General features: G+C 67.6%; 21 protein-coding genes. 13 read left to right on the top strand and 8 right to left on the bottom strand.

Features of this window, described 5'->3' with window-relative positions; translation table 11 throughout:
• Positions 1 to 163: 163 nt before the first annotated feature.
• Both LGY53_RS06750 and LGY53_RS06745 read left to right on the top strand, forming a co-directional pair.
• The gene (locus tag LGY53_RS06750; protein WP_308102823.1) at positions 164 to 349 is read left to right on the top strand and encodes a hypothetical protein; all 186 of its coding nucleotides are present in this window, start codon (positions 164 to 166) and stop codon (positions 347 to 349) included.
• Between the two features lie 53 nt (positions 350 to 402).
• On the top strand, positions 403 to 603 hold the full coding sequence (locus LGY53_RS06745; RefSeq protein WP_225725777.1) for a hypothetical protein: 201 nt from the start codon (positions 403 to 405) through the stop codon (positions 601 to 603).
• A gap of 5 nt (positions 604 to 608) precedes the next feature.
• Here the strand turns inward: LGY53_RS06745 and LGY53_RS06740 are convergent, their stop codons facing one another.
• Entirely contained in the window at positions 609 to 1,514 is a 906-nt protein-coding gene (locus LGY53_RS06740; protein WP_225726257.1) for a DNA-3-methyladenine glycosylase, read from the bottom strand.
• Positions 1,515 to 1,871: 357 nt separating this feature from the next.
• On the opposite strand from LGY53_RS06740, the gene LGY53_RS44085 reads away from it, so the two are divergent.
• Entirely contained in the window at positions 1,872 to 2,414 is a 543-nt protein-coding gene (locus LGY53_RS44085; RefSeq protein WP_225725776.1) for a DUF3887 domain-containing protein, read from the top strand.
• Positions 2,415 to 2,460: 46 nt separating this feature from the next.
• Positions 2,461 to 3,786, top strand: coding sequence for a serine hydrolase (locus LGY53_RS06730; protein WP_225725775.1), 1,326 nt, complete (start codon positions 2,461 to 2,463; stop codon positions 3,784 to 3,786).
• 424 nt (positions 3,787 to 4,210) lie between these two features.
• Here LGY53_RS06730 and LGY53_RS06725 read toward each other — a convergent pair whose 3' ends face one another.
• Both LGY53_RS06725 and LGY53_RS06720 read right to left on the bottom strand, forming a co-directional pair.
• Complete coding sequence (locus LGY53_RS06725) at positions 4,211 to 7,132, bottom strand: FAD-binding and (Fe-S)-binding domain-containing protein (protein ID WP_225725774.1); 2,922 nt, start codon at positions 7,130 to 7,132, stop codon at positions 4,211 to 4,213.
• 26 nt (positions 7,133 to 7,158) lie between these two features.
• Entirely contained in the window at positions 7,159 to 7,974 is an 816-nt protein-coding gene (locus tag LGY53_RS06720; RefSeq protein ID WP_225725773.1) for an SAM-dependent methyltransferase, read from the bottom strand.
• A 415-nt stretch (positions 7,975 to 8,389) separates the two neighbouring features.
• On the opposite strand from LGY53_RS06720, the gene LGY53_RS06715 reads away from it, so the two are divergent.
• Positions 8,390 to 10,270 (top strand): ABC transporter ATP-binding protein, encoded by a 1,881-nt coding sequence (locus LGY53_RS06715; RefSeq protein ID WP_225725772.1) that lies wholly within the window; start codon positions 8,390 to 8,392, stop codon positions 10,268 to 10,270.
• A 4-nt stretch (positions 10,271 to 10,274) separates the two neighbouring features.
• On the opposite strand, the gene LGY53_RS06710 is transcribed toward LGY53_RS06715, so the two are convergent.
• Positions 10,275 to 11,000, bottom strand: coding sequence for a TetR/AcrR family transcriptional regulator (locus LGY53_RS06710; protein WP_225725771.1), 726 nt, complete (start codon positions 10,998 to 11,000; stop codon positions 10,275 to 10,277).
• A gap of 126 nt (positions 11,001 to 11,126) precedes the next feature.
• Between LGY53_RS06710 and LGY53_RS06705 the strand changes: the two genes are divergently transcribed.
• Positions 11,127 to 12,656, top strand: coding sequence for an MFS transporter (locus LGY53_RS06705; protein ID WP_225725770.1), 1,530 nt, complete (start codon positions 11,127 to 11,129; stop codon positions 12,654 to 12,656).
• Between the two features lie 207 nt (positions 12,657 to 12,863).
• On the opposite strand, the gene LGY53_RS06700 is transcribed toward LGY53_RS06705, so the two are convergent.
• Together LGY53_RS06700 and LGY53_RS06695 are read right to left on the bottom strand one after the other, a co-directional pair.
• The gene (locus LGY53_RS06700) at positions 12,864 to 13,859 is read right to left on the bottom strand and encodes an acryloyl-CoA reductase (RefSeq protein ID WP_225725769.1); all 996 of its coding nucleotides are present in this window, start codon (positions 13,857 to 13,859) and stop codon (positions 12,864 to 12,866) included.
• Between the two features lie 52 nt (positions 13,860 to 13,911).
• A complete protein-coding gene (locus LGY53_RS06695; protein WP_225725768.1) occupies positions 13,912 to 14,976 on the bottom strand; it encodes a DNA polymerase IV in 1,065 nt (354 codons plus the stop codon).
• Between the two features lie 103 nt (positions 14,977 to 15,079).
• Here LGY53_RS06695 and LGY53_RS06690 point away from each other — a divergent pair, with 103 nt between their 5' ends.
• Positions 15,080 to 15,688: a DUF1707 domain-containing protein gene (locus tag LGY53_RS06690; protein WP_225725767.1), complete on the top strand. Its 609-nt coding sequence runs from the start codon at positions 15,080 to 15,082 to the stop codon at positions 15,686 to 15,688.
• 47 nt (positions 15,689 to 15,735) lie between these two features.
• Here the strand turns inward: LGY53_RS06690 and LGY53_RS06685 are convergent, their stop codons facing one another.
• Together LGY53_RS06685 and lon are read right to left on the bottom strand one after the other, a co-directional pair.
• Entirely contained in the window at positions 15,736 to 17,334 is a 1,599-nt protein-coding gene (locus tag LGY53_RS06685) for an FAD-dependent monooxygenase (protein WP_225725766.1), read from the bottom strand.
• Between the two features lie 146 nt (positions 17,335 to 17,480).
• Complete coding sequence (lon, locus tag LGY53_RS06680; protein ID WP_374111153.1) at positions 17,481 to 19,832, bottom strand: endopeptidase La; 2,352 nt, start codon at positions 19,830 to 19,832, stop codon at positions 17,481 to 17,483.
• Positions 19,833 to 20,097: 265 nt separating this feature from the next.
• Between lon and LGY53_RS06675 the strand changes: the two genes are divergently transcribed.
• The 6 genes from LGY53_RS06675 (at position 20,098) to LGY53_RS06650 (ending at position 24,894) form a co-directional block, all read left to right on the top strand.
• Positions 20,098 to 20,910 carry an alpha/beta fold hydrolase gene (locus tag LGY53_RS06675; RefSeq protein WP_225725765.1) on the top strand — a complete coding sequence of 271 codons (813 nt, stop codon included), beginning with the start codon at positions 20,098 to 20,100 and terminating at the stop codon, positions 20,908 to 20,910.
• A gap of 4 nt (positions 20,911 to 20,914) precedes the next feature.
• Positions 20,915 to 21,706 (top strand): MerR family transcriptional regulator, encoded by a 792-nt coding sequence (locus LGY53_RS06670; protein WP_225725764.1) that lies wholly within the window; start codon positions 20,915 to 20,917, stop codon positions 21,704 to 21,706.
• Positions 21,707 to 21,760: 54 nt separating this feature from the next.
• Entirely contained in the window at positions 21,761 to 22,408 is a 648-nt protein-coding gene (locus tag LGY53_RS06665) for a DUF4097 family beta strand repeat-containing protein (protein ID WP_225725763.1), read from the top strand.
• Positions 22,409 to 22,432: 24 nt separating this feature from the next.
• Positions 22,433 to 23,221: a CPBP family intramembrane glutamic endopeptidase gene (locus tag LGY53_RS06660; protein ID WP_225725762.1), complete on the top strand. Its 789-nt coding sequence runs from the start codon at positions 22,433 to 22,435 to the stop codon at positions 23,219 to 23,221.
• A gap of 90 nt (positions 23,222 to 23,311) precedes the next feature.
• Complete coding sequence (locus LGY53_RS06655; RefSeq protein WP_225725761.1) at positions 23,312 to 23,830, top strand: hypothetical protein; 519 nt, start codon at positions 23,312 to 23,314, stop codon at positions 23,828 to 23,830.
• On the top strand, positions 23,827 to 24,894 hold the full coding sequence (locus LGY53_RS06650; protein WP_225725760.1) for a PrsW family intramembrane metalloprotease: 1,068 nt from the start codon (positions 23,827 to 23,829) through the stop codon (positions 24,892 to 24,894). Before LGY53_RS06655 ends, LGY53_RS06650 begins: the two co-directional genes overlap by 4 nt.
• Positions 24,895 to 24,961: the final 67 nt, after the last annotated feature.

Genomic DNA, 24,961 nt, shown 5'->3' with positions numbered 1-24,961 from the left:
GCGCCGAGCGGACGGAACGGCTGCCGCACGGCGAAATGTCCGGGCCCGCTTCAGGTATCGCACGCAGGAACGAGGAGTCATGGCTGTACACGTCATAGGGTCGTCGTTGATGACCAGCGATCTTTCCCCCCATCAAGCCCGCAGTGTCGGGCAGGAAAGCTGGGTGGTTTCCTATCTCCCCGGGCGCACGCTAACCGGCGCACAGGCCGTCGCCGCCATGCAGGTAGCCGATGTGGTGCCGCCGCTGGTCGCGGCGGTCGGCGCCTTCGCCGACGATGTCGGCCTCACCACGCTGGAGGCCGTTGGCATGGTGGTCTGGCAGGCGCCGTGGGCGGGCCGATGCAATTGAACAGCGTCACGCAGCGACTCGTTGAGGGGCGGTGGCCGGGCGACGGGTGGGCGATGCGTGAGCCGGTGGTGGCGCTGCTGGCGTGTGGCCGGGATCCGGGGGAGATGACGACCCAACAGGCCCATGCCGCAATGCAATTGCATATCGACTGCACCGTCGATCGGTGCCGGGTGCGGCGACGGGCGCGCACCACCTTGGTCGAGGCGGGCAAATGCGTGCTCGACGAGCGCGCGCTACCGTATCCGCCGCGATGAACTCTTCAGTGCCAGGTGTGGTCGGTGAGCGGGGTGCGCGGGCCGAATTTCGGTTTGTGCGCGTGGCCGCTGACCTCGAGCAGCCGCACGGCCCGATAGCGGTGTGGCCGTAGCGGTTCCAGATACTCGACCATCTCGTCATCGTCGATGGGGTGGCCGAGCAGGGTCCAGCCGATGATGTCGGCCAGGTGGTAGTCACCCACCGAGAGCGCGTCGGCGTCGCCGTAGGCACGCTGGGCGATCTCGGCGGCGGTCCACACCCCGATGCCCGGCACGCCGCACAGGCGCCGGGCCGCCTCGGCCGGAGCCAGATCCGCGGTTTTCTCCAGCGAGCTCGCGATCCGCGCCGCCCGGACGATGGTCTGGGCCCGCTGCGGTCCGACATTCGCGCGGTGATACGTCCAGGACGGAATGCGGCGCCAGGTCTCGGCGTCCGGCGGCAGCAGCAGGCCGTCGGGCGCCGGGCCCGGTGCCGGAGTACCGAACTGGCGCACCAGTTTTCGCCACGAGGCCCGGGCGGATACGGTGTGCACCTTCTGTTCCAGCACGGCCGGGACCAGCGCCTCGAACACCAGGCCGGTGCGCAGCATGCGCAGGCCGGGAAAGCGGCGGTTGGCGTCGACGAGTTTGGGATGTGCCGGGGCGAAACCGGATACGTCCTCGTCGAGACACAGCATGTGGTCCAGCCGGTCCAGGAATTCGGTGGCGCCCGCACCCCAGGCCGCGGCGTCGATCGTTCGCCGATCCAGCTGTCGCAGGCGATAGGTAACCGGTCCGGTCGGCATTCGCGAGGCGTGCCAGTGCGCGCCGTCGCCGGTCACCCGGTGGCATGGATCGCCGGTGCCACGGCCGAGCGGGGCCACGGTCGCGGCGAGATCGATCGGGCGGTCCGCGGTGATGCGGCGACGCATCGGCTCGGATATCCGGTGACCGACGGGGTGGGTAAGCACCGTGACATTCTGCCGGGCCGCGCGTGAAACGCCGCACAGATTGACCGATATGTCAGCACGTTTTAATATTCGTGCCAACTGTGTGGCACGAAATTGGAGATTATCGTGGCTGGAAGCGCGAAAGAGCAGGTCTGCCCGGTATGCGGTCGCCCGCTACCCGCACCGGCAGATCGCGGACGCAAGCGGCAATACTGCAGCGCAACCTGCCGTAGCGCGGCGCGGCGGCAGCGTGGCCGCACGGAATCGAATCCTGCGCACCGGACTAACCCCGTAAATAAAGGCTTGACAGCCGATGCCCGTAAAGCTGATATTTACGACGTGGTCACGAATCCGACTTCGCCGCTGACTCGGGTGGCGAGTGCGCGGGACACCGCCCGCAGCGCCGACGAGGCACTGCGCGCCGCGGTGGACCGGGCACGGGATGCGGGCCACACCTGGCAGGAGATCGGCGAGGTGCTCGGCACCACCAGGCAGGCCGCATTCCAGCGGTTCGGCAGGCATATCGATCCGGCGACCGGGGCGGCCATGCCGAGGGAATCCACCCGAACCGACCTCGTCGAACACGCGGTGGCGCTGCTCGGCGCGTGGCGCGAGGGCCGGTGGGCGGAGGTCCGCAGGGATTTCGACGACACCGCGCTGCGCGAAATCACCGAGGACCGGCTCGCGGATGCCTGGGCGACGGTCGTCGGCCTCGTCGGCCGGTACGAGGGAATGGGCGCGCCGTTCACCAGGCGGACGGGCGCGCACATCATGGCTTACGTACCAATGCAATTCGAGGGTGGGGAGATGACGGGGCGAGTGTTCTACGACGAGAACGCCAAGGTCACCGGGCTGTTCATCAGACCTCCCGAGGCCGTATAGCCGCCGCCAGGGCAGCAGTCGATACACGTCTCACGCGGAGGACACAATGGGAAATACACGTCGGGCCAAGCGGATTCGGCGGATCGGCGCGGCCTGCGCGCTCGCCGCCTGCCTGCTGCTGACGCCGGCGACGAGCGCGACCGCCGCACCGCCGTCCGCACAAGCCCAGCTGAGCTGGTTCGTGGGCGCGTCGGCGCGTGCCCCGATTCCGGAATCCGAAGTCACCGAACATCTGTCCGCCGCGGCGCTGTCCGCGGTCGGCGGGGTCGACGGTTTCAACAAGGCGCTCGTCCACATCGGCAAACTCACCGAACAGCCAGGGGCACAGGCGAGTCCGACCGCGGTATCGGCCCTGCTCGATTCCGCCGACGGCACCCGGCTGACGGTGCTCGCCGTCGACTCGGCGGGTTTGATCACGATGCTGCAGCTGGCGCCGATCGCCAAGAGCTGGGCCGAGATCGATGACGAACTCCGCGCTGCGGCGCCGGAGGCATCGTTCGCCGCGGCCGAGATCGACTCGAGCGGTTGCCGCCTGATCCACGGCGTCAACCCGGATACCGCCCGGCCGCTCGGTTCGGCATTCAAGCTGTACGTGCTCGGCGCGCTCGGGCAGGCGGTCGCCGACCACCGGCTGAATTGGACCGATCAGCTGGCGGTGAACGAGGACTGGAAGAGCTTGCCGTCCGGCGTATTACAGGATCGCCCCGCGGGCACGCGACTGAGCCTGCAGGAGTACGCCAATTACATGATCTCGATCAGTGACAACACCGCCACCGATCACCTGATCCACACCATCGGCCGGGATGCGGTCGCCGCGCAGCTGTCCCGCTTCGGCAATGCCGATCCGCAGCGCAACCTACCGTTCCTGACCACCAGGGAGCTCTTCGCGCTCAAGGGCAATTCCTACCCGACCGCCGCGAACGCGTATCTGGCGCTGCCGCAACCGCTGCGCGCCGCCGCACTGCCCGCGCTCGATGCCGTGCCCAGGGACCGGATAACCATCTGGCAGCGGCCGGAGAATATCGACACGCTGGAGTGGTTCGCCTCGCCGAACGATATCTGCCGGGCGTATTCCGGTCTGTGGCAAGCGAATTCGCAGCCCGACGGCGGCGGAATCGGGACCGCGCTCTCGATCAACAACAGTGGTATCGCGCTGCCGACATCGCAATACCCGACGGTGTGGTACAAGGGCGGTTCCGAGCCCGGCGTGCTGACGCTCAACTATCTCGTGCGGACCGCAGGCGGGAAGTTGCTGGTCACCAGCGTGATGCTGTCCGACCAGCAGGCGGAGCTGCCCGCGACCACGACGCTGAACGCGGTCGGTATCGCGCACGCCGCGATCCGGCTCGCCGATCAGGAGGTCACGCGCTGACCCTTTGATTCGGCCGGTGCGAAATCCGTTGTCGCACCGGCCGAACCGCTGCTTTGCTATATCAATTCGATATAAGCGCTAGGCGCACGGTATTTTGTAACGCGACTAGTGAATGTGGCGATAGTGAATCCGATCGGCAAACAGCTGGCAGGCGCCACGACGGAGGTATCGAATGATCACCAATTTGCTCAACTGGTTGCTCAATGCTTGGGGTAACGTTTCCGCAGGTAGCTCGGGTTATCAGATTCCGCCGGGCACCCTGCCGTTCGGCAGCTGACGCCCTTCGCCGCGCACCCGTCGCCACCGCTGTGGCCGGGTGCGCGGTTCGTTGTTCGCGGTAGGCGGCCGAGTCGCTGATCGAGTGGACCGGTTATCGCGGTACGAGGCCCGAGGTCGCTCGCCGGGATCGAATCATCGTGCCGCGTCAGCCATCCGCGGACGTGTCCTGATCTGTGCCGAGCCCCGACAGGAGCTGTGCGAGGTGGACACCGCGCCTGCCCGCCAGCTGCGCGGCCTGCGTCCGACAGGAGAAACCGTCGGCGAGCAGGATCGCCGACGCGTCCGCCCGCAGCGCGGGCAACAGGCCGTTCTCGGCGACGGCAACCGAAATGCCGTATTTCCCGCGCCGCATTCCGAAGTTTCCGGCAAGTCCGCAGCATCCAGTGATTTCGGTCACTTCCACACCGGCCTTCTCCAGTAATTCCCGGTCGGTTCGGAATCCGAGAATCGAATGCTGATGACAATGCGGCTGCACCACAACGGACTTCCCGGTTCGGCTGGGCGGCCGCCACTCGGGATGTTCGGCCAGAAACTCCGCGAGCGTGCGCACGGCGGCCGCGGTGGCGGCGGCCCGTGGATCATCGGGCAACAGCTCCGGCAGATCGGATCGCAGCACCGCCGTGCAGGACGGCTCCAGGCCGACGACGATCCCGCCGGCGGCCACATGTTCATCGAGCGCGGCAAGCGTCGCGCGCAAACGCTTCCGGGCCCCGTCGAGTTGGCCGGTGCTGATCCAGGTGAGCCCACAGCACACCCGCCGCTGCGGAATCCGCACCCGGTAGCCCAGCGACTCGATCAACTCGACTGCGGCCCAAGCAATCTCCGGATCGAACGCATCGGTGAACGTGTCGACCCACAGCATTACGCCGGGCCGGTGTTCGCCCGCCGAGGCCGGTGCGGCCGAATCCGCAGTACCGCCCTGGACGAATGCCGAATCCGACTGAGCGACAGCGGGCCGTCCCGGAGTGGGCGCGACTGCATCACCGGACTGTCCGGCACGGCGCTCCGATGCGCGCTCTCGCCACATGCGGCGGAAGCTGCGCTCGGCCAGGCGGGGGATCTCGCGGTGCGAATCAATTCCGGCGGCGGGCAGGCCGATGCGGCGCAACCAGGCGATATCGGCTATCGCATTGGCCAGCTTGGGTATTCGCGTCGCCACGGTGAGCCAGCGAGGGAGTTGGCCGAGGGTGTAGTGGTCGATCGGGCGGGGACGACGGCGATAGCGCCGGTACATCGCCTCGGATTTGTAGGTGGCCATATCGACGCCCGCCGGGCAGTCGGAGCGACATGCCTTGCAGGACAGGCACAGATCGAGCGATTCGGCGACCGCCGGATCGGACCACGGAAGCGCGCCGCGCACCACATCCTGCAGCACCCGGGCGCGGCCCCGGGTGCTGTCCTTCTCGTCCGCGGTGGCCAGATAGGACGGGCACATGAAACCGCCCGCCGCTCGGGTGTCGGCGCGGCATTTGCCGACACCCACACAGCGGTGCACCGCGGTCAGCAGATCGCCACCGTCGTGCGGGTAGGCGAAACCACCTGCGGCGCCGACCTTTCGCAAACCCGCCAGCCGTAGGTCGACATCGATCGGGCGCGGGTCGACGAGAACACCCGGATTCAGCACATTGTCCGGATCGAAAAGTGCCTTGTATCCGGCGAATACGTCGAGCACCTCGCGGGAGTACATGACACGCAACAATTCCGAGCGAGCGCGCCCGTCGCCGTGTTCGCCGGACAGTGATCCGCCATGCCGGACGACCAGCTCCGCGGCGTCGAAGAGGAAGGCGCGGAAACGTTTCGGCGCATCGGCGATCGGCAGATCGAGCCGCACATGGATGCAGCCGTCGCCCATGTGGCCGTATAGCAGTCCGTCTACTCCGTGCGCGCGGGTCAGCTCGCCGAATTCGCGCAGATACGCGCCGAGATTCGCGGGTGGAACGGCCGCGTCCTCCCAGCCCGGCCAGGCCGGCCGGCCGTCGGGGGTGCGGCCGGCCAGTCCGGCGCCGTCCGCCCGGATATGCCAGAGCGCCGCGGCGGCAACGGGATCGGTGACGATCCTGGCGTCGATCGCCCCCGCGGTCCGGCACAGTCGTTCGGCCGCCGCATATGCCTCGGCCTGATCATCGCCGACCGTCTCCACGAATAGCCAGCCGTCGCCGCGCGGCAGATCCGGCACCGCGCCGCGGTGGGCGCGCACCACCTCCACCAGCCGCGCATCGATACCCTCCACCGCGATCGGCCCGCAGGCCATGACCGAGGCGATATCGTCTGCGGCACTTGCCATATCGGCGTAGCCGAGCACGGTCAGCACCGTTGCGCGCGGCAGCTCGACCAGTTCCACCGTGGCATCGAGCAGCAGCCCGCAGGTGCCCTCGCTGCCGACGAACGCCTTCGCCACGGCCGAATTACGCTCGGGCAGTAGATGTTCCAGTCCGTACCCGGATGCCTGCCGGTCGAACCGGCCGAGGTCGGTGCGCAGCACGGCCAGGTTCGCCCCGGTGAATTCGGCGAGTCCCGGCACCGCCGACAGCTCGTTCGCGAGGATCCGCTCGGTGCCCGTGCCATCCAGAATTCGCAGTTCGCGCACGGTATCCGAGGTGCGGCCCCAGGCGACGGCGCGCGGACCGCAGGCATTGTTGCCGATCATCCCGCCGAGCGTGCACCGGTTCTGCGTCGACGGATCGGGGCCGAACCGCAGCCCGTGCGGCCGCGCCGCCGCCTGTAGTCGCGACAGCACAACGCCCGGTTGCACCCGGGCCAGCCGGGTTTCGGCATCGATCTCCAGGATCGCGTTCATATGCCTGCTGAAATCGAGCACGAGCCCGGGCCCGATCGAATTGCCCGCCACCGAGGTGCCCGCACCCCGCGGTGTCACCGAAATGCCTTCAGCCCTGGCAAATTCGAGTGTCGCGGACACATCGGCGGCGGACCGCGGAAATACGACGGCCAGCGGTGGCACCCGATAGTTCGACGCGTCGGTGGCGTATTCCGTCCGCCGCCGCACCGAACCATCCACCTCGCCCGCCAATCGCCCGCGCAGCGCGGCCACCATCCGATCCTCGGCCATTAAGTCAGCCTAGATGGGGCCGGGGATCACTTCTTCCGGCAGATGGCGCTCAGCAGGGCGAGCCGGGTGACCGGCAGGTTTTCGTCGAGCCAATCCTGGATCGGCACCAGGCCGGGTTCCATCAGTTCGAAGCCCTCGCAGAACCGGGCGATCTCGGCCTCCGAGCGGAATCGCACCTGCGCCGAACTGCCGAAGGTGTCGTTCGAGGATTGAACGATGAACTCCCTGGCGCTTTCGTCCCATACGTGGGTGAAGGCCAGGTAGCTGCCCGGCGCCATGGCATCGCGCAGGTGGGCGAAGATTTCGGCGGGGTCCTCGTCGTCCATGACGTAGTGCATGACGCCGACGATCACGATCGCGACCGGCTCGGACCAGTCGATTCCGGCTTCGGTGTGGCACCGCTCGATGAGCTCATCGGGCCTGCGCACATCGGCGAGGATCGGCGTCACGCCCGGCGCGGCGGAGAACGCCGCGTGGGCATGCGCGTCGACCACCGGGTCGTAGTCGACCGAGGCCACCAGGGCCGTCGGCTGGATCTTCCGCGCCACCTCGTGCGCATTGGGTGAAATGGGTATTCCAGCGCCGATATCGATGAATTGCCGGATGCCCTGCTCGGCGGTGAACTGCACCGAACGCAGCATGAATTGTCTGCTGAACCAGGCCATGGTTCTGGTATCCGGCGCGACGGCGAGCATCCGATGGGCGACCAATTGATCAATTTCATAGTTGTCCTTGCCGCCGAGCATGTAGTTGTAAATCCGTGCCGCATTCGGCTTCGACGGATCGACGCCCACCGGTGCGCGCTGATATTCCGGCACCGTGCCTCCCCTCGAGTCAGTCATCGGCTCCGCGCCATCGATCACGCCGATTCGCTTGTGGTATCAGAGGTTTCGCATACCTCCGATATGTCTCAATTCTCCTGTCGCATCGTCGACGGCGCGATGCTATCCCAGCGGTTCGCGCCGCGATCCGGCGTGCCCGCACCCGGGGAAACCGCCCGCACCAGCGGTAAATCCCGGATGCTCACATTCTCACCGAAGTAAACAACGCACCACCTGGCGTTCGGGACCGAAACCGGCGAACGATTCGCCCCTTTCCAAAATGCCGGTTCCTGCTGGAACGGCCGCGAAGACGACCCGGCGAATTCGCCATCGGCGAACTCCGGCGGGCCCGGGAACACTTGCCCTCAACTTTTGTTGAGGTCTTAGTGTCGGTGCACCGGAGTTGGATGGTCCGGGCATGGAAGGAACGGGTGGCATGAGTATCGAGTCGGTGGCCTGGAGTCAGCTGTATCGGCAGGCGCACGCGCCGCAGGAGCGGCGCGCGTTCAGCCGTGCGACGGCCCGGCGCATCTTCGCGTTCGCGCGGCCGCATCGGCTGCCGCTGCTCGGATTCCTGGTGTTCAGCATCGCATCGGCGCTGCTCGCGGTGGCCAATCCGGTGCTCGCCGGGCGGGTGGTGAACGATATCGTCGGACATGCTGCCCCGCATTCGGTGGTGACGCTCGCGGCGATCATCGGCGCGGTGGCCGTGCTGGACGCCGCGCTCGGTATCGCGATCCGCTGGCTGTCCGCCCGCATCGGCGAGGGCCTGATCCTCGACCTGCGGACCGCCGTCTTCGATCACGTACAGCGGATGCCGGTCGCCTTCTTCACCCGCACCCGCACCGGGGCGCTGGTGAGCAGGCTCAACAACGATGTGATCGGCGCGCAGCGGGCATTCAGCTCGACGCTGTCCGGTGTCGTCACCAATATTGTGACGCTGCTGCTCACCCTGGCGGTGATGGTGCGGCTGTCGTGGCAGATCACGCTGCTCGCACTGCTGCTGTTACCGCTGTTCATGATTCCGGCGCGGCGCATGGGCGTGCGGGTCGCCGGTATCCAGCGCGAGGCCGCCCAGCTCAACGCCGCGATGAGCACCCAGATGACCGAGCGGTTCTCCGCGCCCGGCGCCACCCTGGTCAAACTGTTCGGCAGACCGCAGCAGGAGTCCGACGAATTCGCGCTGCGCGCCGGACGGGTCCGCGATATCGGGGTGCGCACCGCCATGCTGCAGACCGTCTTCGTCACCGCGCTGACATTGGTTTCCGCGCTGGCGGTGGCGCTGGTGTACGGGCTCGGCGGTTGGTACGCGCTGCGCGGGCAGCTGGATGCCGGTGCGGTGGTCTCGCTTTCGCTGCTGCTCACCCGGCTGTACAGCCCGCTCACCTCGCTGGCGAGCGCCCGCGTCGACATCATGTCGGCGCTGGTGAGCTTCGAGCGGGTCTTCGAGATCCTGGATCTGAAACCGCTCATCGAGGACGCGCCCGATGCGAAACCGGTTCCGGCCGGCCCGGTTTCGGTGGAATTCGACGATGTCCACTTCGCCTACCCGGCCGCCGACAAGGTTTCGCTCGCCTCGCTGGAAGATGTCGCGACCCTGGACACCCGCGGCGGAGTCGAGGTGTTGCACGGCATTTCGTTCCAGGCGCGGGCCGGGCAGATGATCGCGCTGGTCGGCTCGTCCGGCGCCGGGAAATCCACCATCGCCCAACTGGTTTCGCGCCTGTACGACGTGGACGGCGGCGCGGTCCGGCTCAACGGCGTCGACGTGCGCGAGCTGACCGGCCGGTCCATCCAGGACACCGTCGGCCTGGTGACCCAGGACGGCCATCTCTTCCACGCGTCCGTGCGGGAGAATCTGCTGCTGGCCCGGCCCGAGGCCACCGAGGCGCAGTTGTGGGATGCCTTGACGCGCGCCAGATTACGCGAACTGGTCGAAAGCATGGCCGATGGTCTGGATACCGTGGTCGGCGAGCGCGGCTACCGGCTTTCCGGCGGCGAGCGCCAGCGCCTGACCATCGCGCGGCTGCTGCTCAAACAACCGCGCGTCGTCATCCTCGACGAGGCCACCGCATCGCTGGACTCGACCTCGGAGGCCGCGGTGCAGGAGGCGCTGGCCGAAGCCCTCGACGGCAGAACGGCTTTGGTGATCGCGCACCGTTTGTCCACCATCCGCAACGCGGATCGGATCCTGGTGCTCGAGGACGGCCGGATCATCGAGGAGGGCACGCACGGACAGCTGCTCGGCGCGGACGGGCGGTATTCCGAGCTGTACCGGACGCAGTTCGCCGACGACACCGAAGAGGTGGCGGCCTGATCGGTCAGCCCCGGCGGGTCTGCAGGCCGTCGAGCATGCGGTCCAGGCCGTAGGCGAATTTGCGGTCGCGGATCCGCTCCGGATCCTCCCAGTCGGAGGGCGGACTGGAAGCCTGAACGCGCGGAAGGTCTTTCGTGGCCGCCTCGACGACGGGCCGCAGCTCGGCGAGCATCTCCCGCTCCGTCTGGCCGCTGCGGTTCAGCACCGTCAGCCATGCGGCCTCGGTGATGCTCATACCGATGACGTAGCTCCACAGGGCGGTGATGGCGTCGCCCGCCTCCTCGGCGTCGAATCCGCCGACCTCGAACAGCGCGACGGATTGATCGGTCGTCCGCATGTAGTTCGGCCCCAGATAGGACAGACCGACCTGGCCGAGGGTCATCGCCATCCACGGATGACGCAGAATCATCGCCCGCAGGCTGCCCGCGAATTCCGTTGTGGCCGTGCGCCATTGCTCGCGCTTACCGATCTTCGGCACCCGGATCTCGCCGTACACCTCGTCGACGACCAGCTCGATGAGCTCATCGCGATTGGCCACATGGCGGTACAGGGAGGTGGCGCCGGCATTGAGCCGGGCACCGAGGGTGCGCATGCTCAGCGCGTCCATACCGTCGGCATCGAGTAGCCCGATCGCCTCGGCGACGATGTGCTCCCTGGTCAGGGCGGGTTGTTCGCGGCCACGGCGCGGGCGGGTCCAGACCGAGCTGACCGCCGGTTTTTCGGTTGGCACTGCATCTCCCTTCGTTACCGCGAGCATAGCGCACGTCGTTCACTCTTGCGTACGTCATGAATCTGTGCGTACAGTGTTCGCAACACGGAAACGTTGTACGCAACACCGCGAGAGAAGAGTTATCCGATGGACACGACCGCAACGCGCGATCCGCGGCGCTGGTGGATCCTGATCGTGCTGTGCCTCAGCACGCTCGTCCTGGTCATCGACAATTTCGTACTGGCCGTGGCGGTCCCGCCGCTGGCCGCCGACCTGCATGCGAGCGCCCAGGACATCCAGTGGATCCTGGACTCCTACATCCTGGTCTTCGCGGGCGCCCTGCTCACCGCGGGCAGCCTCGCCGACCGCTTCGGCAGGCGGCGGGTGATGGTGCTCGGCCTGGCCCTGTTCGGCCTCGCCTCACTGGCCGCGACGCTGGCCGCCAGCCCGATCGAGATGATCGCGGCCCGCGCGGTGATGGGCGTCGGCGGGGCACTGGTGCTGCCGAGCACGCTCTCCATCCTGATCACCGTGTTCGACGACGCGGAACGCCGCAAGGCGATGAGTTGCTGGAGCGCCGCGTCGGTGCTCGGCCTGGTCGGCGGTCCGGTACTGGGCGGTGTGCTGATCGCGCACTTCTGGTGGGGCGCGGCCTTTTTGATCAACATTCCGGTGGCCGCGCTGGCCATCGTCGCCGCCCTGCTGCTGATGCCGGAATCCAAGGGTCCGTGGACCAAGCCCGACCTGCCGGGCGCGCTGCTGTCGGCGATCGGGATGACCGCGCTGGTGTGGACCATCATCGAATTCCCCAAGGGCGGCTTCGATCACGCGAGCACACTGAGCACGCTGGCCGTCGCCGTCGTTGCCCTCATCGCCTTCGTCTGGTGGGAGCGGCGGGTCGAGCACCCGATGGTGCCGCTGAGCCTGTTCGGCAATCGGGATTTCAGCGGCGGCAGCCTCTCGCTGACGCTGGTGCAGGTCGCCAACGGCGGTCTGTTGCTGGTGCTCACCCAGTACCTGCAGTTCGTGCTCGGCTACTCGCCGACCGAGGCCGGGCTGGCCTTCATCCCGATGCTGCTCGCCTCGATAGTGTGCAACGCGCTCGGCGCCGGACTCGGCACCAAGATCGGCAACCGGACCCTGGCCGTCACCGGCATGCTGATTTCCACCGCGGGACTCTGCCTGCTGGCCAACATGTCCGCGGACAGCGGCTTCCCGCTGGTGGCGTGCGCACTGGTGGTGCTCGGGGCGGGCGCGGGGTTGGCCCAGCCCGCGGCGGTCGCCACGCTGATGAGCGCGGTGCCCGCTGAACAGGCCGGGGTCGGCTCGGCGCTGAACGACACCATTCAGCAGGCGGGCGCCGCCCTCGGCATCGCGGTGCTCGGCAGCGTCCTGTCCAGCACCTTCGGCAACACGATGCCCGCCACTGCGCCGGAGGCCGCGCGCCGCTCGATCGGTGACGCGCTGACCATCGCCGCGCAGACCGGTGATATCGGACTGGTCGCCACCGCCCGCGACGCCTTCACCCATGCGATGTCGGCCAGCTTCTACGCGGGCGCGGCGGGCATCCTGGCGGCGGCGGTGGTCGCGCTACTGGTCATGCGCAATCGCAAGACTCCCGCCGCGCCGGAGGAAGCCGCCGCCGCGGCGGAACCCGAACTGTCCCTTGCCGAGTGACACCGCTCTGCCGCCCGCGCCGACGATCGCGAGTGCGGGAAGCGGAACCACAATTAGACCCGCCGATTCCTCGAATCGGCGGGTCTAGGAGCCACGCCACGCAGATCGGGGAAGCGAAGCGCCCCCGATCTCGGAACAACGCCTGGTACGCACGACGAAAGCCGAGCGTCAGCGAGGCGTCGTCGTGCGTACCCCACCTGCGGCAGATCAGAATTCGCCCGCGACGCCCAGAATCGTTCGGCCCGAATGCGTTCCACCCTGGATGGCGCGCAGCACCTTTTCCGCGTCGGTGATGGGCGCGTAGTTCTCCAACCGCGAAAGATGTTGCGGCCGGTACTCTTTGCCGAGTTTGGTCCACAGCTCCCGGCGCCGGTCGATCGGCACGTACGCCGAATCGATGCCGAGCAGCGCGACACCGCGCAGGATGAACGGCATGACCGTGGTCGGCAGGTCGGAGCCGCCGGTGAGCCCGCTGACGGCGACCGCGCCGCCGTAGCCGATCGAACTCAAGATGTAGGCCAGCGACTTACCGCCGACGCTGTCCACCGCGGCGGCCCACTGCGCCTTGCCGAGCGGGCGCAGCTTGGCCTCGGGATCCTCGGGCAGTCTGCCGATCACCTCGTTCGCGCCGAGTTCGGCGAGCAGATCGCCCGCGTCGGTCTTACCGGTCGACGCGATCACCTCGAAGCCGAGGCCGGAAAGAATATCCACCGCGACACTGCCGACACCGCCGGTCGCCCCGGTGACCAGGACCGCCCCGTCGTCCGGGGTCAGGCCGCGATCGAGCAGCGACTGCACGCTCAGCGCCGCGGTGAAACCCGCGGTGCCAAGCGCGGCGGTGTCCCTGGCGTTGAGCGTGTCCAGTTTGACCACCCAGTCGGCGGGCACCCTGGCGTATTCGGCGAAGCCGCCGTTGTGCGACACCCCGATGTCGTAGCCGTGCGCGACCACCAGATCGCCCGGCGCGAAATCGTCGACGTCGGTGGCGAAGACCTCGCCGATGATGTCGATGCCGGGAATGATCGGATACTTGCGCACCACGCCACCGCGCGGGGTGATCGCGAGGGCGTCCTTATAGTTCGCGCTCGAGTAGTGCACCTTGATCGTGACGTCGCCAGGTCCGAGGAAATCCGCGCCGACCTGCTGGCGCGCCAGCACGATCCCGCTATCCGATTCGTGTGCCACCATCGCCAAGAACTCCATGGACTCGAGCATACGAGCGGCGCGGACGATCGGCGCGGCTATGAAACGCGCGCTACTGCGGCACCAATTCCAGCCGGACGCCGAGCAACCGCACGGGCCGATCCAGCTCGAATCGGTCGACGATGCGCAGCGCCGCCGCGACGATCGTCGGCACATCGGTGGTGGGCTCGGCCAGCTTCTCCTGTTTGCTGCGGGTGAAGAAGGTATTGCTGCGCACGGTCACCGAGACCCGCATCGGGATCCGGCCCGCGGCGGCCATCTCCTCGGCGACCTCGGTGGCGAGGCGAGCCACCTGGGCGCGGATCTCGGCACGGTCGGTGAGATCGTGTGGGAAGGTCTCGGATTTGCTGCGGCCCACCGGAATTCGCGGCTCCTCGGTCACCTCGGTATCCCCTTTGCCGCGGCCGAGCACCCATAGGTACGGGCCCGTATTCGGGCCGAATTCGGCGGCGAGACGGTGCCGGTCGGCGGACATCAGGTCGGCGACGGTGTTTATGCCGAGTTCGGCGAGCCGGGCCGCGATCCGGCTGCCGATGCCCCACAGCGCATTCGTCGGCCGGTGCGCCATCACCTCCGACCAGTTCTCGGCGGTGAGCCGGAACATCCCCTGTGCGGCGGCGATATTCGGCTCGGCCGAATCCTTGTGCGACGACTTGGCGAAGCCGGTGGCCAGCTTGGCGGTGAGCTTGTTGTCCCCGATGCCGATGGCGCAGGTGAGCTCCAATGTGGCGATGGCGGCGCGGATTTCGCGGGCCAGCGCCTCCGGATCGTCGGTGTCGGCGGCGAGGAAGGCCTCGTCCCAGCCCCAGACCTCGACCCGGCCGGGAAAGGTGCGCAGCAGCGACATGACCTCGTCCGACGCCTCCTCGTATGTGGCCATATCCAGTGGCAGGAAGATGCCGTCCGGGCATTTGCGCTGTGCGCTGCGCAGCGCCATCCCGGCCCGCACGCCGTAGGCCCGTGCCGGATAGGACGCGCAGGTCACCACCTTGCGCGGCTCGGTGGGGTCGCCGTTGCCGCCGACGATCACCGGCAGACCGCGCAGCTCCGGATGACGGCGGAATTCCACCGCCGCCTGGAACTGGTCGAGATCGACGTGCAGCAGCCATCGGGCCATAGGTCGTTCCTACCGCACACCGGTGACAACCTGGGGAATTCCGGCCATCGGGTCGCGACCGCCGCCGAGTCGTACGATTCCGGAGAGAGCGAGGGGAGTCCACATGGCCGACACATTCGAACCGCGGCTTCCGGCCCAGGTTCCGCAGAACCTGATCGGCGATACCGATCGCGAGCTGGCCGCGCGCCAACTGCAGCGCGCCGTCGAGGAGGGCAGGATCGACCTGTTCGAACTGGATAAGCGGCTCGTCGCGGTATATGCGGCGCGAACCTCGACCGAACTCGTCGCGGTCACCGCCGATCTGCCCGCGCCGGTGGCCGAACCACTGGAGCTGCGCACCGGGAGCGGATCGCGGGAGAAGGTCGGCAGCTGGATCGTCCCGTCCGAGATCACTCTCGAAGTCCGTTCCGGCTCAATCAAACTCGATTTCACGGAGGCGTTCTGCCCGCATACCGAGGTGACGGTACGGGTAAAAATCGGGTCCGGCTCGCTGTTGCTGCTGATGCCGCGCGGCTGGCAGGTCGAACTCGACCGAATCGAGGTCCGCAGCGGCGACCTGAAGAGCAAGGTGACCGAACCGCGGCAGCCGGGTGCGCCGCTGCTGCGATTCGAGGGCCAGGTCGGTTCGGGTTCGGTGTTAGCCCGCTATCCCCGCCCGCCGCGCCGCTCGTTCTGGGCGTGGCTGCTGCGCCGCCCGCGCCCGGTGGCCTGATAACGGCCGGTGGCCGGATCACGAACGGCGGCAACAATTCACCGCGATCACGCGGACTCCGCGTAGTCGGCCGCGACGACCTGGCCGGTGATCCGGCGCACCACCTCGGTGAGCGATGCCGGATCCAGACCTGCGTCCGAGCGCGCCGCGACATGCATATCCGGGCGCACCAGCAGCGCACCGCCCTCCGACAGTCCCGTGCAGGCCGACCACTCCGCGGCGGGCAGCGCGTCGACGGTGATGTCGATTCCGGTGTCGCGCTGGGCTTTTGCCGCGGCGTCGCGCCAGCGCGCCGAGGTGCCGGCGATCAGAAGACTGAATCCGGGGCCGGGCAGGTCGACGGTGGAGACCTGCTCGTCGGCGTCGATCCACATGTGCGGCACCCTGGTGCCGACCTGACCGGTCAATTCCGGGACGTTCCCGGCGGATTCGCCGCCGAACAGGGCCGTGGATTCGTATCGGTATTTCATCATCACGGTGCCGAAATCCAGCTTTCCGACGAAGGCTTCGGCATTGTCGGCGGTCCGGATGCCGTAGCGGGCATCGAAATCCACATTCCGCATCGTCTGTTCGACGGCGACGACGGCACGGGGGCGGCGTTCTGTCTGGTAGCTCTCCAATAGCGCGTCCTCGGCGACACCCGACAACACCGCCGCGAGCTTCCACACCAGGTTGTGCGCGTCTGCGATACCGGTATTGACACCGAACCCACCCCATGGCGCAAATCGGTGGGCCGCGTCACCCACGAGGAAGATACGGCCGCGGCGGTATTCGTCGGCGACGAAAACGCCGGTGTCCCAAGCCGCTTTGCCGAGCACCTCGACCGGAATATCGGGGATGCCGACGGCTGCCCGGATCAATTCGACGCAGCGCGTGTCCGGGTAGTCGGCAATGCTTTCCCGATCCGGATCGTATTCGAGATGGAACGACCATTCGTCGGTATTGTTCTTCGCCAGCACCAGGCAGCGCACTGTGTCGTTGCGAATTTCGCACTGGCTGAAGGTTTTTCCGCCGAGCACCGCGGTGAGGTCGACCCGCGCGAAGGTATTGATGTAATGCTCGGTCGGCGGTACCGTCCAGCCGCCGATGCCGAGTGCCTGCCGCACCGGACTGCTCGCGCCGTCGGCGGCGATGAGGTAATCGGCGCGAATGACCCGCTCGCCCTTGTCATCCCGCACACGGGCCGTGACACCGGCGGTGTCCGCATCGAATTCGATCAATTCGGTACCGAAGCGCAGATCGCCGCCGCGGGCCCGGGCCGTTTCGACCAGTGCCGGTTCGAGCAACACCTGCGGGGCGAAGCAAAACTTGGACGGACTCGCCACCCCGCCCGTGACGCCGTGGCGCAGGTGCCCGAGATCCAGCTGAGTCGCGGTGGTGAGGGTCGCGCCGCGGCTCGCTCCGCCGAAGGAGCCCGCCTTGACCACGGCCGCGGATACCTGCTCGACCTGCCGCTCGACACCGACCTGCCGGAACATCTCGCTGGTCCTGGTGTGTACGCCGCGGGCGCGCGGCAACGCCGACACAGAGTTCCGGCGTTCGACGAGAAGGTATGGGATGCCGTGATATTCGAGGAACAGTGCGGTCGAGATACCGACCAGGCCGCCCCCGACCACGAGTACCGGGACACGTTCGGTTGTTGTCATGGGCCAAGTTTCGGTAAGCACGCTTGCACGACTCTTGCATCGCGGTGTCGGCTGGCCCAGCCCGGTCGGCTCCACGCCCAGCAAGTCCGGATAAGCGAACGAGCCGTGCGCGTCCGAAGACATCGCACGGCTCGTTCGCGATCCGGTCAGGCGGTCGCGGCGAAGGCGCGACCGTCCAGTGCCGGTTCGGCGACCGGCTCGATGGCGTAGGCCAGGATATCGGCCACATCGGCGACCGGCCGGACATCCAGTGCGGCAAGCACATCCGCCGGGACCTCGTCCAGATCCGGCTCGTTGCGGGCCGGGATGAACACGGTCTTCAACCCGGCGCGCTGGGCGGCGAGCAGTTTCTGCTGCACCCCGCCGATCGGCAGCACCCGGCCGTTCAGCGTGACCTCACCGGTCATGCCGACATCCGCGCGCACCTGCCTGCCCAGCGCCAGCGACACCAGGGCGGTGACCATGGTGACGCCCGCGGACGGACCGTCCTTCGGCACCGCGCCCGCCGGGAAGTGGATGTGGATATTGCGATCGAGCACCTTCGGCTCGATTCCGATCTCCTCCAGGTGCGAGCGCACGTAGGTCAGCGCGATCTGCGCGGATTCCTTCATGACGTCGCCCAGCTGGCCGGTCAGGGTCAGCGAACGTTCACCCTCGGCGGCGTTGGCCTCGATGTAGAGGACGTCGCCGCCCGCGCCGGTCACCGCGAGGCCGGTCGCGACGCCGGGCACCGCGGTGCGTTCCACCGAATCCGGGGTGAACCGCGGACGGCCGAGGTAATCCTTCAGCTCGGCTACGTCGATCTCCAGTTGCCTTGCGGCCGAGCCGGATTCGACCTTCGGCAGGTCGTAGCCCAGCTCCGCGTCGTAGCCGAGGTCGACGATCGTCGGACCCTCGGACAGCCGGGTGGCCGCCTTGCGCAGCGCCTTCGCGATCAGCCGCTCCATCTGCCGCACACCGGCTTCCCTGGTGTAGTTCGCGGCGATCTCGCGCAGCGCCGCCTCGGTGATCGAAACCTCCTCGGCGGTAAGGGCATTGCGCTCCAACTGCCGCGGCACCAGGAAGTCGCGGGCGATGGCCACCTTGTCGGCCTCGGTGTAGCCGTCGACGGTGATCAGCTCCATCCGGTCCAGCAGCGGGCCGGGGATGGTCTCCATGACGTTGGCGGTCGCGATGAACAGCACATCGGACAGGTCGAGATCCAGATCCAGGTAGTGGTCGCGGAAGGTGTGGTTCTGCGCCGGATCGAGCACCTCGAGCAGCGCCGCCGCGGGATCGCCGCGGAAATCGGAGCCGACCTTGTCGATCTCGTCCAGCAGCACAACGGGATTCATCGATCCCGCCTCCTTCATGGCGCGCACGATCCGGCCCGGCAGCGCCCCGACATATGTGCGCCGGTGACCGCGGATCTCGGCCTCGTCGCGCACGCCGCCGAGGGCGACGCGAACGAACTTGCGGCCGAGTGCCCGCGCGACGGATTCACCCAGCGAGGTCTTGCCGACACCGGGCGGGCCGACCAGCACCAGCACCGCGCCGGAGCCGCGACCGCCCACCACCTCCAAGCCGCGCTGGGCGCGCCGGGCGCGCACGGCCAGGTATTCGACCATCCGGTCCTTGACCTCGTCCAGGCCGTGGTGGTCGGCGTCCAATACCGCCCGCGCGGCCGAAACATCGGTGGAGTCGGTGGTTTTCACGCTCCACGGCAGCTCGAGCACGGTATCGAGCCAGGTGCGGATCCAACCGGATTCGGGGCTCTGGTCGCTGGACCGCTCCAGCCGGTCCACCTCGCGCAGCGCGGCCTGACGGACATTGTCGGGCAGGTCGGCCTGCTCGACCCGGGTCCGGTAATCGTCGGCGCCGTCGGGCTCGCCCTCGCCGAGCTCCTTGCGAATGGCGTTGAGCTGCTGGCGCAACAGGAATTCGCGCTGGCTCTTCTCCACGTTCTCGCGGACCTCGTCGCTGATCTTCTCGGTGACCTCGGCCTCGGCGATATGCGCCTTGGTCCAGTCGATCAGCGTGGTCAAACGCTTTGCCACATCCGGGGTTTCGAGCAGCTCACGCTTCTGCTCCGGTGTCAGGTAGCTCGCGTAGCCCGCGGTGTCGGCGATGGCCGACGGATCGGTCAGCTGGTTGACCGCGTCGATGATCTGCCACGCCTCGCGGCGCTGCAGCACCGAGACCACCAGCTTCTTGTATTCGGCGGCGAGTTCCCTGGTCCGGCCGTCGGCGGCGGGGGTATCGACCGGTTCGGCCTCGACCCAGAGCGCGGCGCCGGGTCCGGTGACCCCGTGTCCGATCTTCGCGCGGCGCTCGGCCTTCAGCACGGCGGCCGGCGCGCCACCGCGCATCCTGCCGACCTGTTCGATGGTGGCGACGACGCCGTAGCTGGCGTACCCCTCGTCGAGCCGAGGCGCGATGAGAACCTGGCCCTCCTTGGCGGCGCGCGCGGCGTCGATCGCGGCCTGCGCGGCCTCGTCCAGCTCGATGGGCACGACCATGCCCGGCAGCACGATCGGATCGGTCAGGAACAGCACCGGCAGGTTCTGTGGTGTAGTCACGTCTTCGACCCTTCTTCAGTACGCAAAAGTTGAGCGATGCCTACTCAACCCCGCTCCCTCCCGGTTTGTTCCGCACCTGGTCCGACGTTCGCTGAGGGCGAATCACCCCTCCCGCCGAACGTTCGACAGGCACGTCGGGTGTCGGGCGGCCCAACCGGAATTCGCGCGTTGACCTTGACCCGAGGTGCAGGTGCACGCTCATCGCATGACCACTTCTTCGCACTCGAGAACTTCCGCCTGGACCGGCATGGTGCCGGTCGAGGACACCGCGCTGGCCGTGACCGACACCGGTGGACCCGGTCTTCCCGTCGTCTATCTGAACGGCACCTTTGCCAGCCAGAAGCACTGGCGACACGTCATCGCCGACCTCGGCCCCGGCTACCGGCATATCAGCTACGACGAGCGGGCCCGCGGCAAATCGAAGCGGTCGGCGGACTACACCTTCGAGGCGTGTCTGCGTGACCTCTATGCCGTCCTGGCGGCGCGGGAGGTGCGGGAGCGGCCGCTGCTGGTCGGCTGGTCCTACGGTGCGCTGCTCGGTGTGCATTGGGCCGACCGGAACCCGGGCCGAGCCGCGGGCGTCGTCGGGGTCGACGGCCCGTTTCCGGTCGGCTGGACCGATGAGGCCGGCCTGGAACGAGTCCGGAAACTGTTCGGGCGGTTACGGTTCGTGCTGCCGCTGGCGGCCCCACTGGGCCTGACCGCGCGGATGTCCGCCGCCAAACACGCCGAGATCGCCATCGAGGCCCACGCGCTCCACGCCGCCCTCCGCCCGATCCTCGAGAACCTGACCTTCCCGGTCCGGTATGTGGTTGCCTCGGGTGATCACATGGGCGCCGAGGGCGGTGAGATGGACCAGGCGCGCGCGACCCTCCCGCCACTGCTGGTTCGCAACCCGAACCTGACAATGAGTGCGAAGGTCGCGAGCAACCACGAAAAGATCCTGGCCAAGGATTCCCCTGCGGTCGCTGCCGCGGTTCGCGAGCTTGCCGCCACTGTCGATCGCGCGGTTGGCTGAGCGGATGATGAACGGGCTGACGATCGGGCAGGCGGCGGCGTTCGTCGGCGTCACTGTCAAGACGGTGCGGGTTTATCACGAGCACGGGCTCATCGTGGAACCACGACGCGACAGCGCGGGCTACCGCCGGTACGGATCCGACGATCTGCTGCGGCTGGTTCAGGTGCGCACGCTGGCAGCTGCCGGCGTGCCGCTGGCCGAGATCGGTGATCTGCTCGATGCCGATCCCGACCGGTTCGCCGCCGCGCTCGTCGACGTCGACCGACGCCTGTCCGACCGGATCGAGGAGCTGTTCACGCGGCGGGACATGCTGCGCCGCATGTCCGGCGGTGACCGGCTCCTGCTACCCGATCGTGCCTGCGCGTTGCTGGACCGACTGCCCGGGCTCGGCTTCACCACGGCCGACGTGACGACAAGCCGAGAGGCCATGGTGCTGGTCAGGGCCCTGGTGCCGGAGGGCTTCGATGACTATCTCGCCCATATCGAGCACATCCTCGACGACCCCGTCTATGTCCGCCTGCTCATGCGCGCTCTGCGCGCGGGCGAGTGGGAACCCGACGACCCGCGGATCGAGGAACTCGCCATCGCCTTGGCCGACCACCTCATCGCCAATCCCGCACTGCTGGCCGTCCCGGCCGGACTGCGGACTCGCCATGACGGCGCGGCCCGATTCCAACTGCTCCACCACCACGCGGACCAGAATCCGGTCTGGGCCCGGCTGACCAAGTTGGGCGAGGAACGTCTGCGCTCGGCCGACATCGACATCGCCGACCAATTCACCGGCTGGGTCCACTGACCCGTCACCGGTTCCACACATCACACCCCCACGTCACACCATTGGAGTACAGCCATGCCCACATTCCCTGCTCCGCGACCGATCGCCGTCACCGCCGACATACTCCGCGGCAACGTCACGGTCATCGCCACCGACCGCACCGAGGCCGTCGTGCGGGTCCTGCCGACAGACGAGTCGAAGAAGAACGACGTACGCGCCGCCGACCAGACCCGGGTCGATTTCATAGCTGGCATTCTCACGGTGAAAACACCGAAGGACTGGCGCACCCACACCCCGTTCGGCGGCAACAACCACTCGATCGAGGTCACCATCGAGGTGCCCACCGGCTCCCGGCTGAAAGCCACCGTCAGCATGGGTCGGTTGTCGAGCACCGGCGCTCTCGACCAGTGCGACCTGGAATTGACCTCCGGCGACATCACCGTCGAACACGCACTCGGTTCGGTGACCGCGAAAACCACCAAAGGCAATATCCGCATCGGCGAAGCGGCACGCGGCGAGCTCCGGCTGGAAACCGCCATGGGAGAGCTGGAGGTAGGTATCCGCCCGGGCAGTGCGGCGTGGCTGGAAACCAACGCCCAGTACGGCACCGTGCGGAATCTGATGCAACCGGTCGACCGGCCCGCCGAACATGCGGACATCGTGCGGGTGTACGCACGAAATTCCTTCGGCAACATCATCATCCGGCACGCCACCGCGGTCTGACGCGCGGCACGAGGAATTCCTGGCATGCGCGCCCTTGACGACACGCGATCGAATGGAACAGTCCGGCTGCTGCTGAGCGACCGCCACCCACTGCCGCTGGCCATCGCGTTGCATCTCGTCCCCGGCCTCCTGATCGTCGCCGCCTACCTGCTCATCGGCGAACCATTCGTCGAAGCCATCGGTTATCCGGCCTTCCTTGGCTGGGCGATCGCCCTGTGCCTGGTTCTGATCCCGATCCTCCTAGGGCTGCTGTGGCTGGGCCATCGGCACAACGGCCGCCTCTCGCTACACCACGTACTGCACTACACCGACAAGCCGGTCCCGCGTGGAAAGCTCGTGGCCATGGTCATCCCACTGATCGTGTGGATGATGCTGCTGGGGTTTGCGTCGGCACCGATGAACACCTTCTTCCGGGACTTCTTCACCTGGCTCCCGTACGCAGACACGAGTGGCAGCGGCAACAACACCTATCTCCACGGGTACTCGCATTCGATCACCCTCACCACGATGGTGATATGCCTGGCGCTCACGGGAATCTCCCTGCCCCTCATCGAGGAGCTGTACTTCCGCGGATTTCTGCTGCCGCGCATCGCCTACCTGGGCGGATGGGCACCGGTTGTCAGTACGGTCCTGTTCTCGGTCTACCACTTCTGGTCGCCGTGGGCGTTTGTGTCGCGGGTGATCTTCACGTTCCCGGGGTTCTGGTTGGCCTGGCGGCACAAGGACATCCGGCTGTCGATCGGAATGCACGTCGGCTCGGCAGCGATCCTGGCAACGGTCGGCACCATCGCCGTCGCACTGAACCTCGTCTAGTGGTCCCGATGGACCGCGTCGAAAATCGGTGCCCTCGGCCAGGCGCGTCTCAGCGCGCATTTCGGGTGCGGTCCGCCGAAGATGGGCGGTATGCGTGATTGGCGGCAGGCGGGGCTGGTGCTCGCGGCGACTGCGGTTTTGATCGGCGGACCCGTCCTGATCTCGGCGAACGTGCCGACGAAGCAGACGCCGGTCGGCGCCGAGCGGATCGAGGTGACCGCGCCGGGCGATTCGCCCGATACGGTCGGCTTCACCGGCGTGAACGGATGGTCGCGCAGGCCCACCGGGGACCAGACCACCGCACTGCTGGACGCGCCCGACGGTTCGGTACTGCTGGTTACGGTGACCAATGGCGTCACCGATCTGCCCGCCGCACTCGAGTGGCGACGAAAAGTGTTGGGACTACAGGCCTTCGACGCGGTATTCGACGGCGGCGAGATCGGCAATCCGGCCGGATTCCACGGGCTCACCTGCCGGGCCGCCACCTCGTCCGGGGTGTGCGCGGTAATCGGGAAGGACAATCTGGTGGTGAGCGTCGCGCTCGCGGGCGGCGGCGCGCGGCTGCCGGAACTGCTGCCGATCGTGCAGAGCATGCAGGTGGCGTCATGAGGTGGTTTCAGCCGAGTTCGGCGCTGTTCTGGGTGTATTTCCTGATCGTCTGCGTCGGCTGGGTCGGTCTGGTGCTGCAGCTGCTCGGCGTCTTCGCGCTGACGGCGTCGGAGGTGCTGGTCGGCTTGCCGTTCACGCTGGCCACCCTGGTGATCTTCGGCTGGGTCATCACCCGGCTGGACCGGCTGCGGGCGCGGCACGTGCTGCGCACCGGCCTGCGGTTCGGCTTTCTGTGGGGCGCGCTGGCCGGACCCGGTATCGCACTGTTCGGCAACGACCACCTGATGCGGGTGGTGCAGAACATCGCCGGCGACGATTTCGCCAACGACTGGCAGGCGCCGATCTCCGCGACCATCGTCGAGGAGGGCATCAAGGGCATCGGCGTATTCACCGTCGCCTGGCTCGGGCGGTGGATATTCGTCCGGCCGATGCACGGGCTGCTGCTCGGCGGCTGGGTCGGGCTCGGCTTCCAGGTGGTGGAGGATCTGATCTACGAGGCCAACGCGGGCTTGACCTCGGCGCAGGGCGGTGCGACGCCCGCCATCCTGGTCGGGGCGGTCCGGCTCGTCGCCGGTATCGCATCGCACTGGATGTTCACCGCGCTGGCCGGTATCGGCATCGTCGTCGCGGTGGCGCGGCGGGACTGGTCGATGACGCGCAGGCTCGGCGTATTGGCGGTCTTCTATTCGATGGGGTGCGCGCTGCACTTCGGTTGGGATGCACCGGATACCGCGCATATCGAATACCTCGGTATCGGGCTCAAACTGGTCGTCTATGTCGCGTTCTTCGCGGCCGTATACGCCTGGGTACTGCGCGGGGAACGGGAGTGGTTCCGTTCGATGATTCCGATAGCCGCCGCCCGCGGTATCGCGACGCCGGAGCAGCTGGCCACGCTGATCACCCGGCGCAGTCGGCGCGCCGCCCGCAAACCCCTTCGGGCACAGGGTTATTCGAATCGCCAACTGATCGAAGGGCAGCGCGGGCTGCTGGAGCGGATGCAGCGTCTCGGCACCGAACCGGTCGACCGGCTCGTGCCCGCGGGCGGCTGGCCCGCGGCGCGTTGACACCTCGGAGAGGGCAATGAGAATGTGGGGCCGCAGCTATCTCATACCGACGGTCACGTCGGTTTCG

Origin of the sequence: Nocardia sp. JCM 34519.1 (assembly GCF_020361265.1) — a bacterium.
GTDB lineage: Bacteria > Actinomycetota > Actinomycetes > Mycobacteriales > Mycobacteriaceae > Nocardia > Nocardia arthritidis_A.
This window is presented reverse-complemented; position numbering and strand designations above follow the sequence as displayed.

Coding starts and splice junctions, on each gene's coding strand:
- LGY53_RS06745 (WP_225725777.1), top strand. CDS start 403: ATGCGTGAGCCGGTGGTGGCGCTGCTGGCGTGTGGCCGGGATCCGGGG.
- LGY53_RS06740 (WP_225726257.1), bottom strand. CDS start 1,514: ATGCGTCGCCGCATCACCGCGGACCGCCCGATCGATCTCGCCGCGACC.
- LGY53_RS06730 (WP_225725775.1), top strand. CDS start 2,461: ATGGGAAATACACGTCGGGCCAAGCGGATTCGGCGGATCGGCGCGGCC.
- LGY53_RS06725 (WP_225725774.1), bottom strand. CDS start 7,132: ATGGCCGAGGATCGGATGGTGGCCGCGCTGCGCGGGCGATTGGCGGGC.
- LGY53_RS06720 (WP_225725773.1), bottom strand. CDS start 7,974: ATGACTGACTCGAGGGGAGGCACGGTGCCGGAATATCAGCGCGCACCG.
- LGY53_RS06715 (WP_225725772.1), top strand. CDS start 8,390: ATGAGTATCGAGTCGGTGGCCTGGAGTCAGCTGTATCGGCAGGCGCAC.
- LGY53_RS06705 (WP_225725770.1), top strand. CDS start 11,127: ATGGACACGACCGCAACGCGCGATCCGCGGCGCTGGTGGATCCTGATC.
- LGY53_RS06700 (WP_225725769.1), bottom strand. CDS start 13,859: ATGGAGTTCTTGGCGATGGTGGCACACGAATCGGATAGCGGGATCGTG.
- LGY53_RS06695 (WP_225725768.1), bottom strand. CDS start 14,976: ATGGCCCGATGGCTGCTGCACGTCGATCTCGACCAGTTCCAGGCGGCG.
- LGY53_RS06690 (WP_225725767.1), top strand. CDS start 15,080: ATGGCCGACACATTCGAACCGCGGCTTCCGGCCCAGGTTCCGCAGAAC.
- LGY53_RS06685 (WP_225725766.1), bottom strand. CDS start 17,334: ATGACAACAACCGAACGTGTCCCGGTACTCGTGGTCGGGGGCGGCCTG.
- lon (WP_374111153.1), bottom strand. CDS start 19,832: ATGGTCGTGCCCATCGAGCTGGACGAGGCCGCGCAGGCCGCGATCGAC.
- LGY53_RS06675 (WP_225725765.1), top strand. CDS start 20,098: ATGACCACTTCTTCGCACTCGAGAACTTCCGCCTGGACCGGCATGGTG.
- LGY53_RS06670 (WP_225725764.1), top strand. CDS start 20,915: ATGATGAACGGGCTGACGATCGGGCAGGCGGCGGCGTTCGTCGGCGTC.
- LGY53_RS06665 (WP_225725763.1), top strand. CDS start 21,761: ATGCCCACATTCCCTGCTCCGCGACCGATCGCCGTCACCGCCGACATA.
- LGY53_RS06660 (WP_225725762.1), top strand. CDS start 22,433: ATGCGCGCCCTTGACGACACGCGATCGAATGGAACAGTCCGGCTGCTG.
- LGY53_RS06655 (WP_225725761.1), top strand. CDS start 23,312: ATGCGTGATTGGCGGCAGGCGGGGCTGGTGCTCGCGGCGACTGCGGTT.
- LGY53_RS06650 (WP_225725760.1), top strand. CDS start 23,827: ATGAGGTGGTTTCAGCCGAGTTCGGCGCTGTTCTGGGTGTATTTCCTG.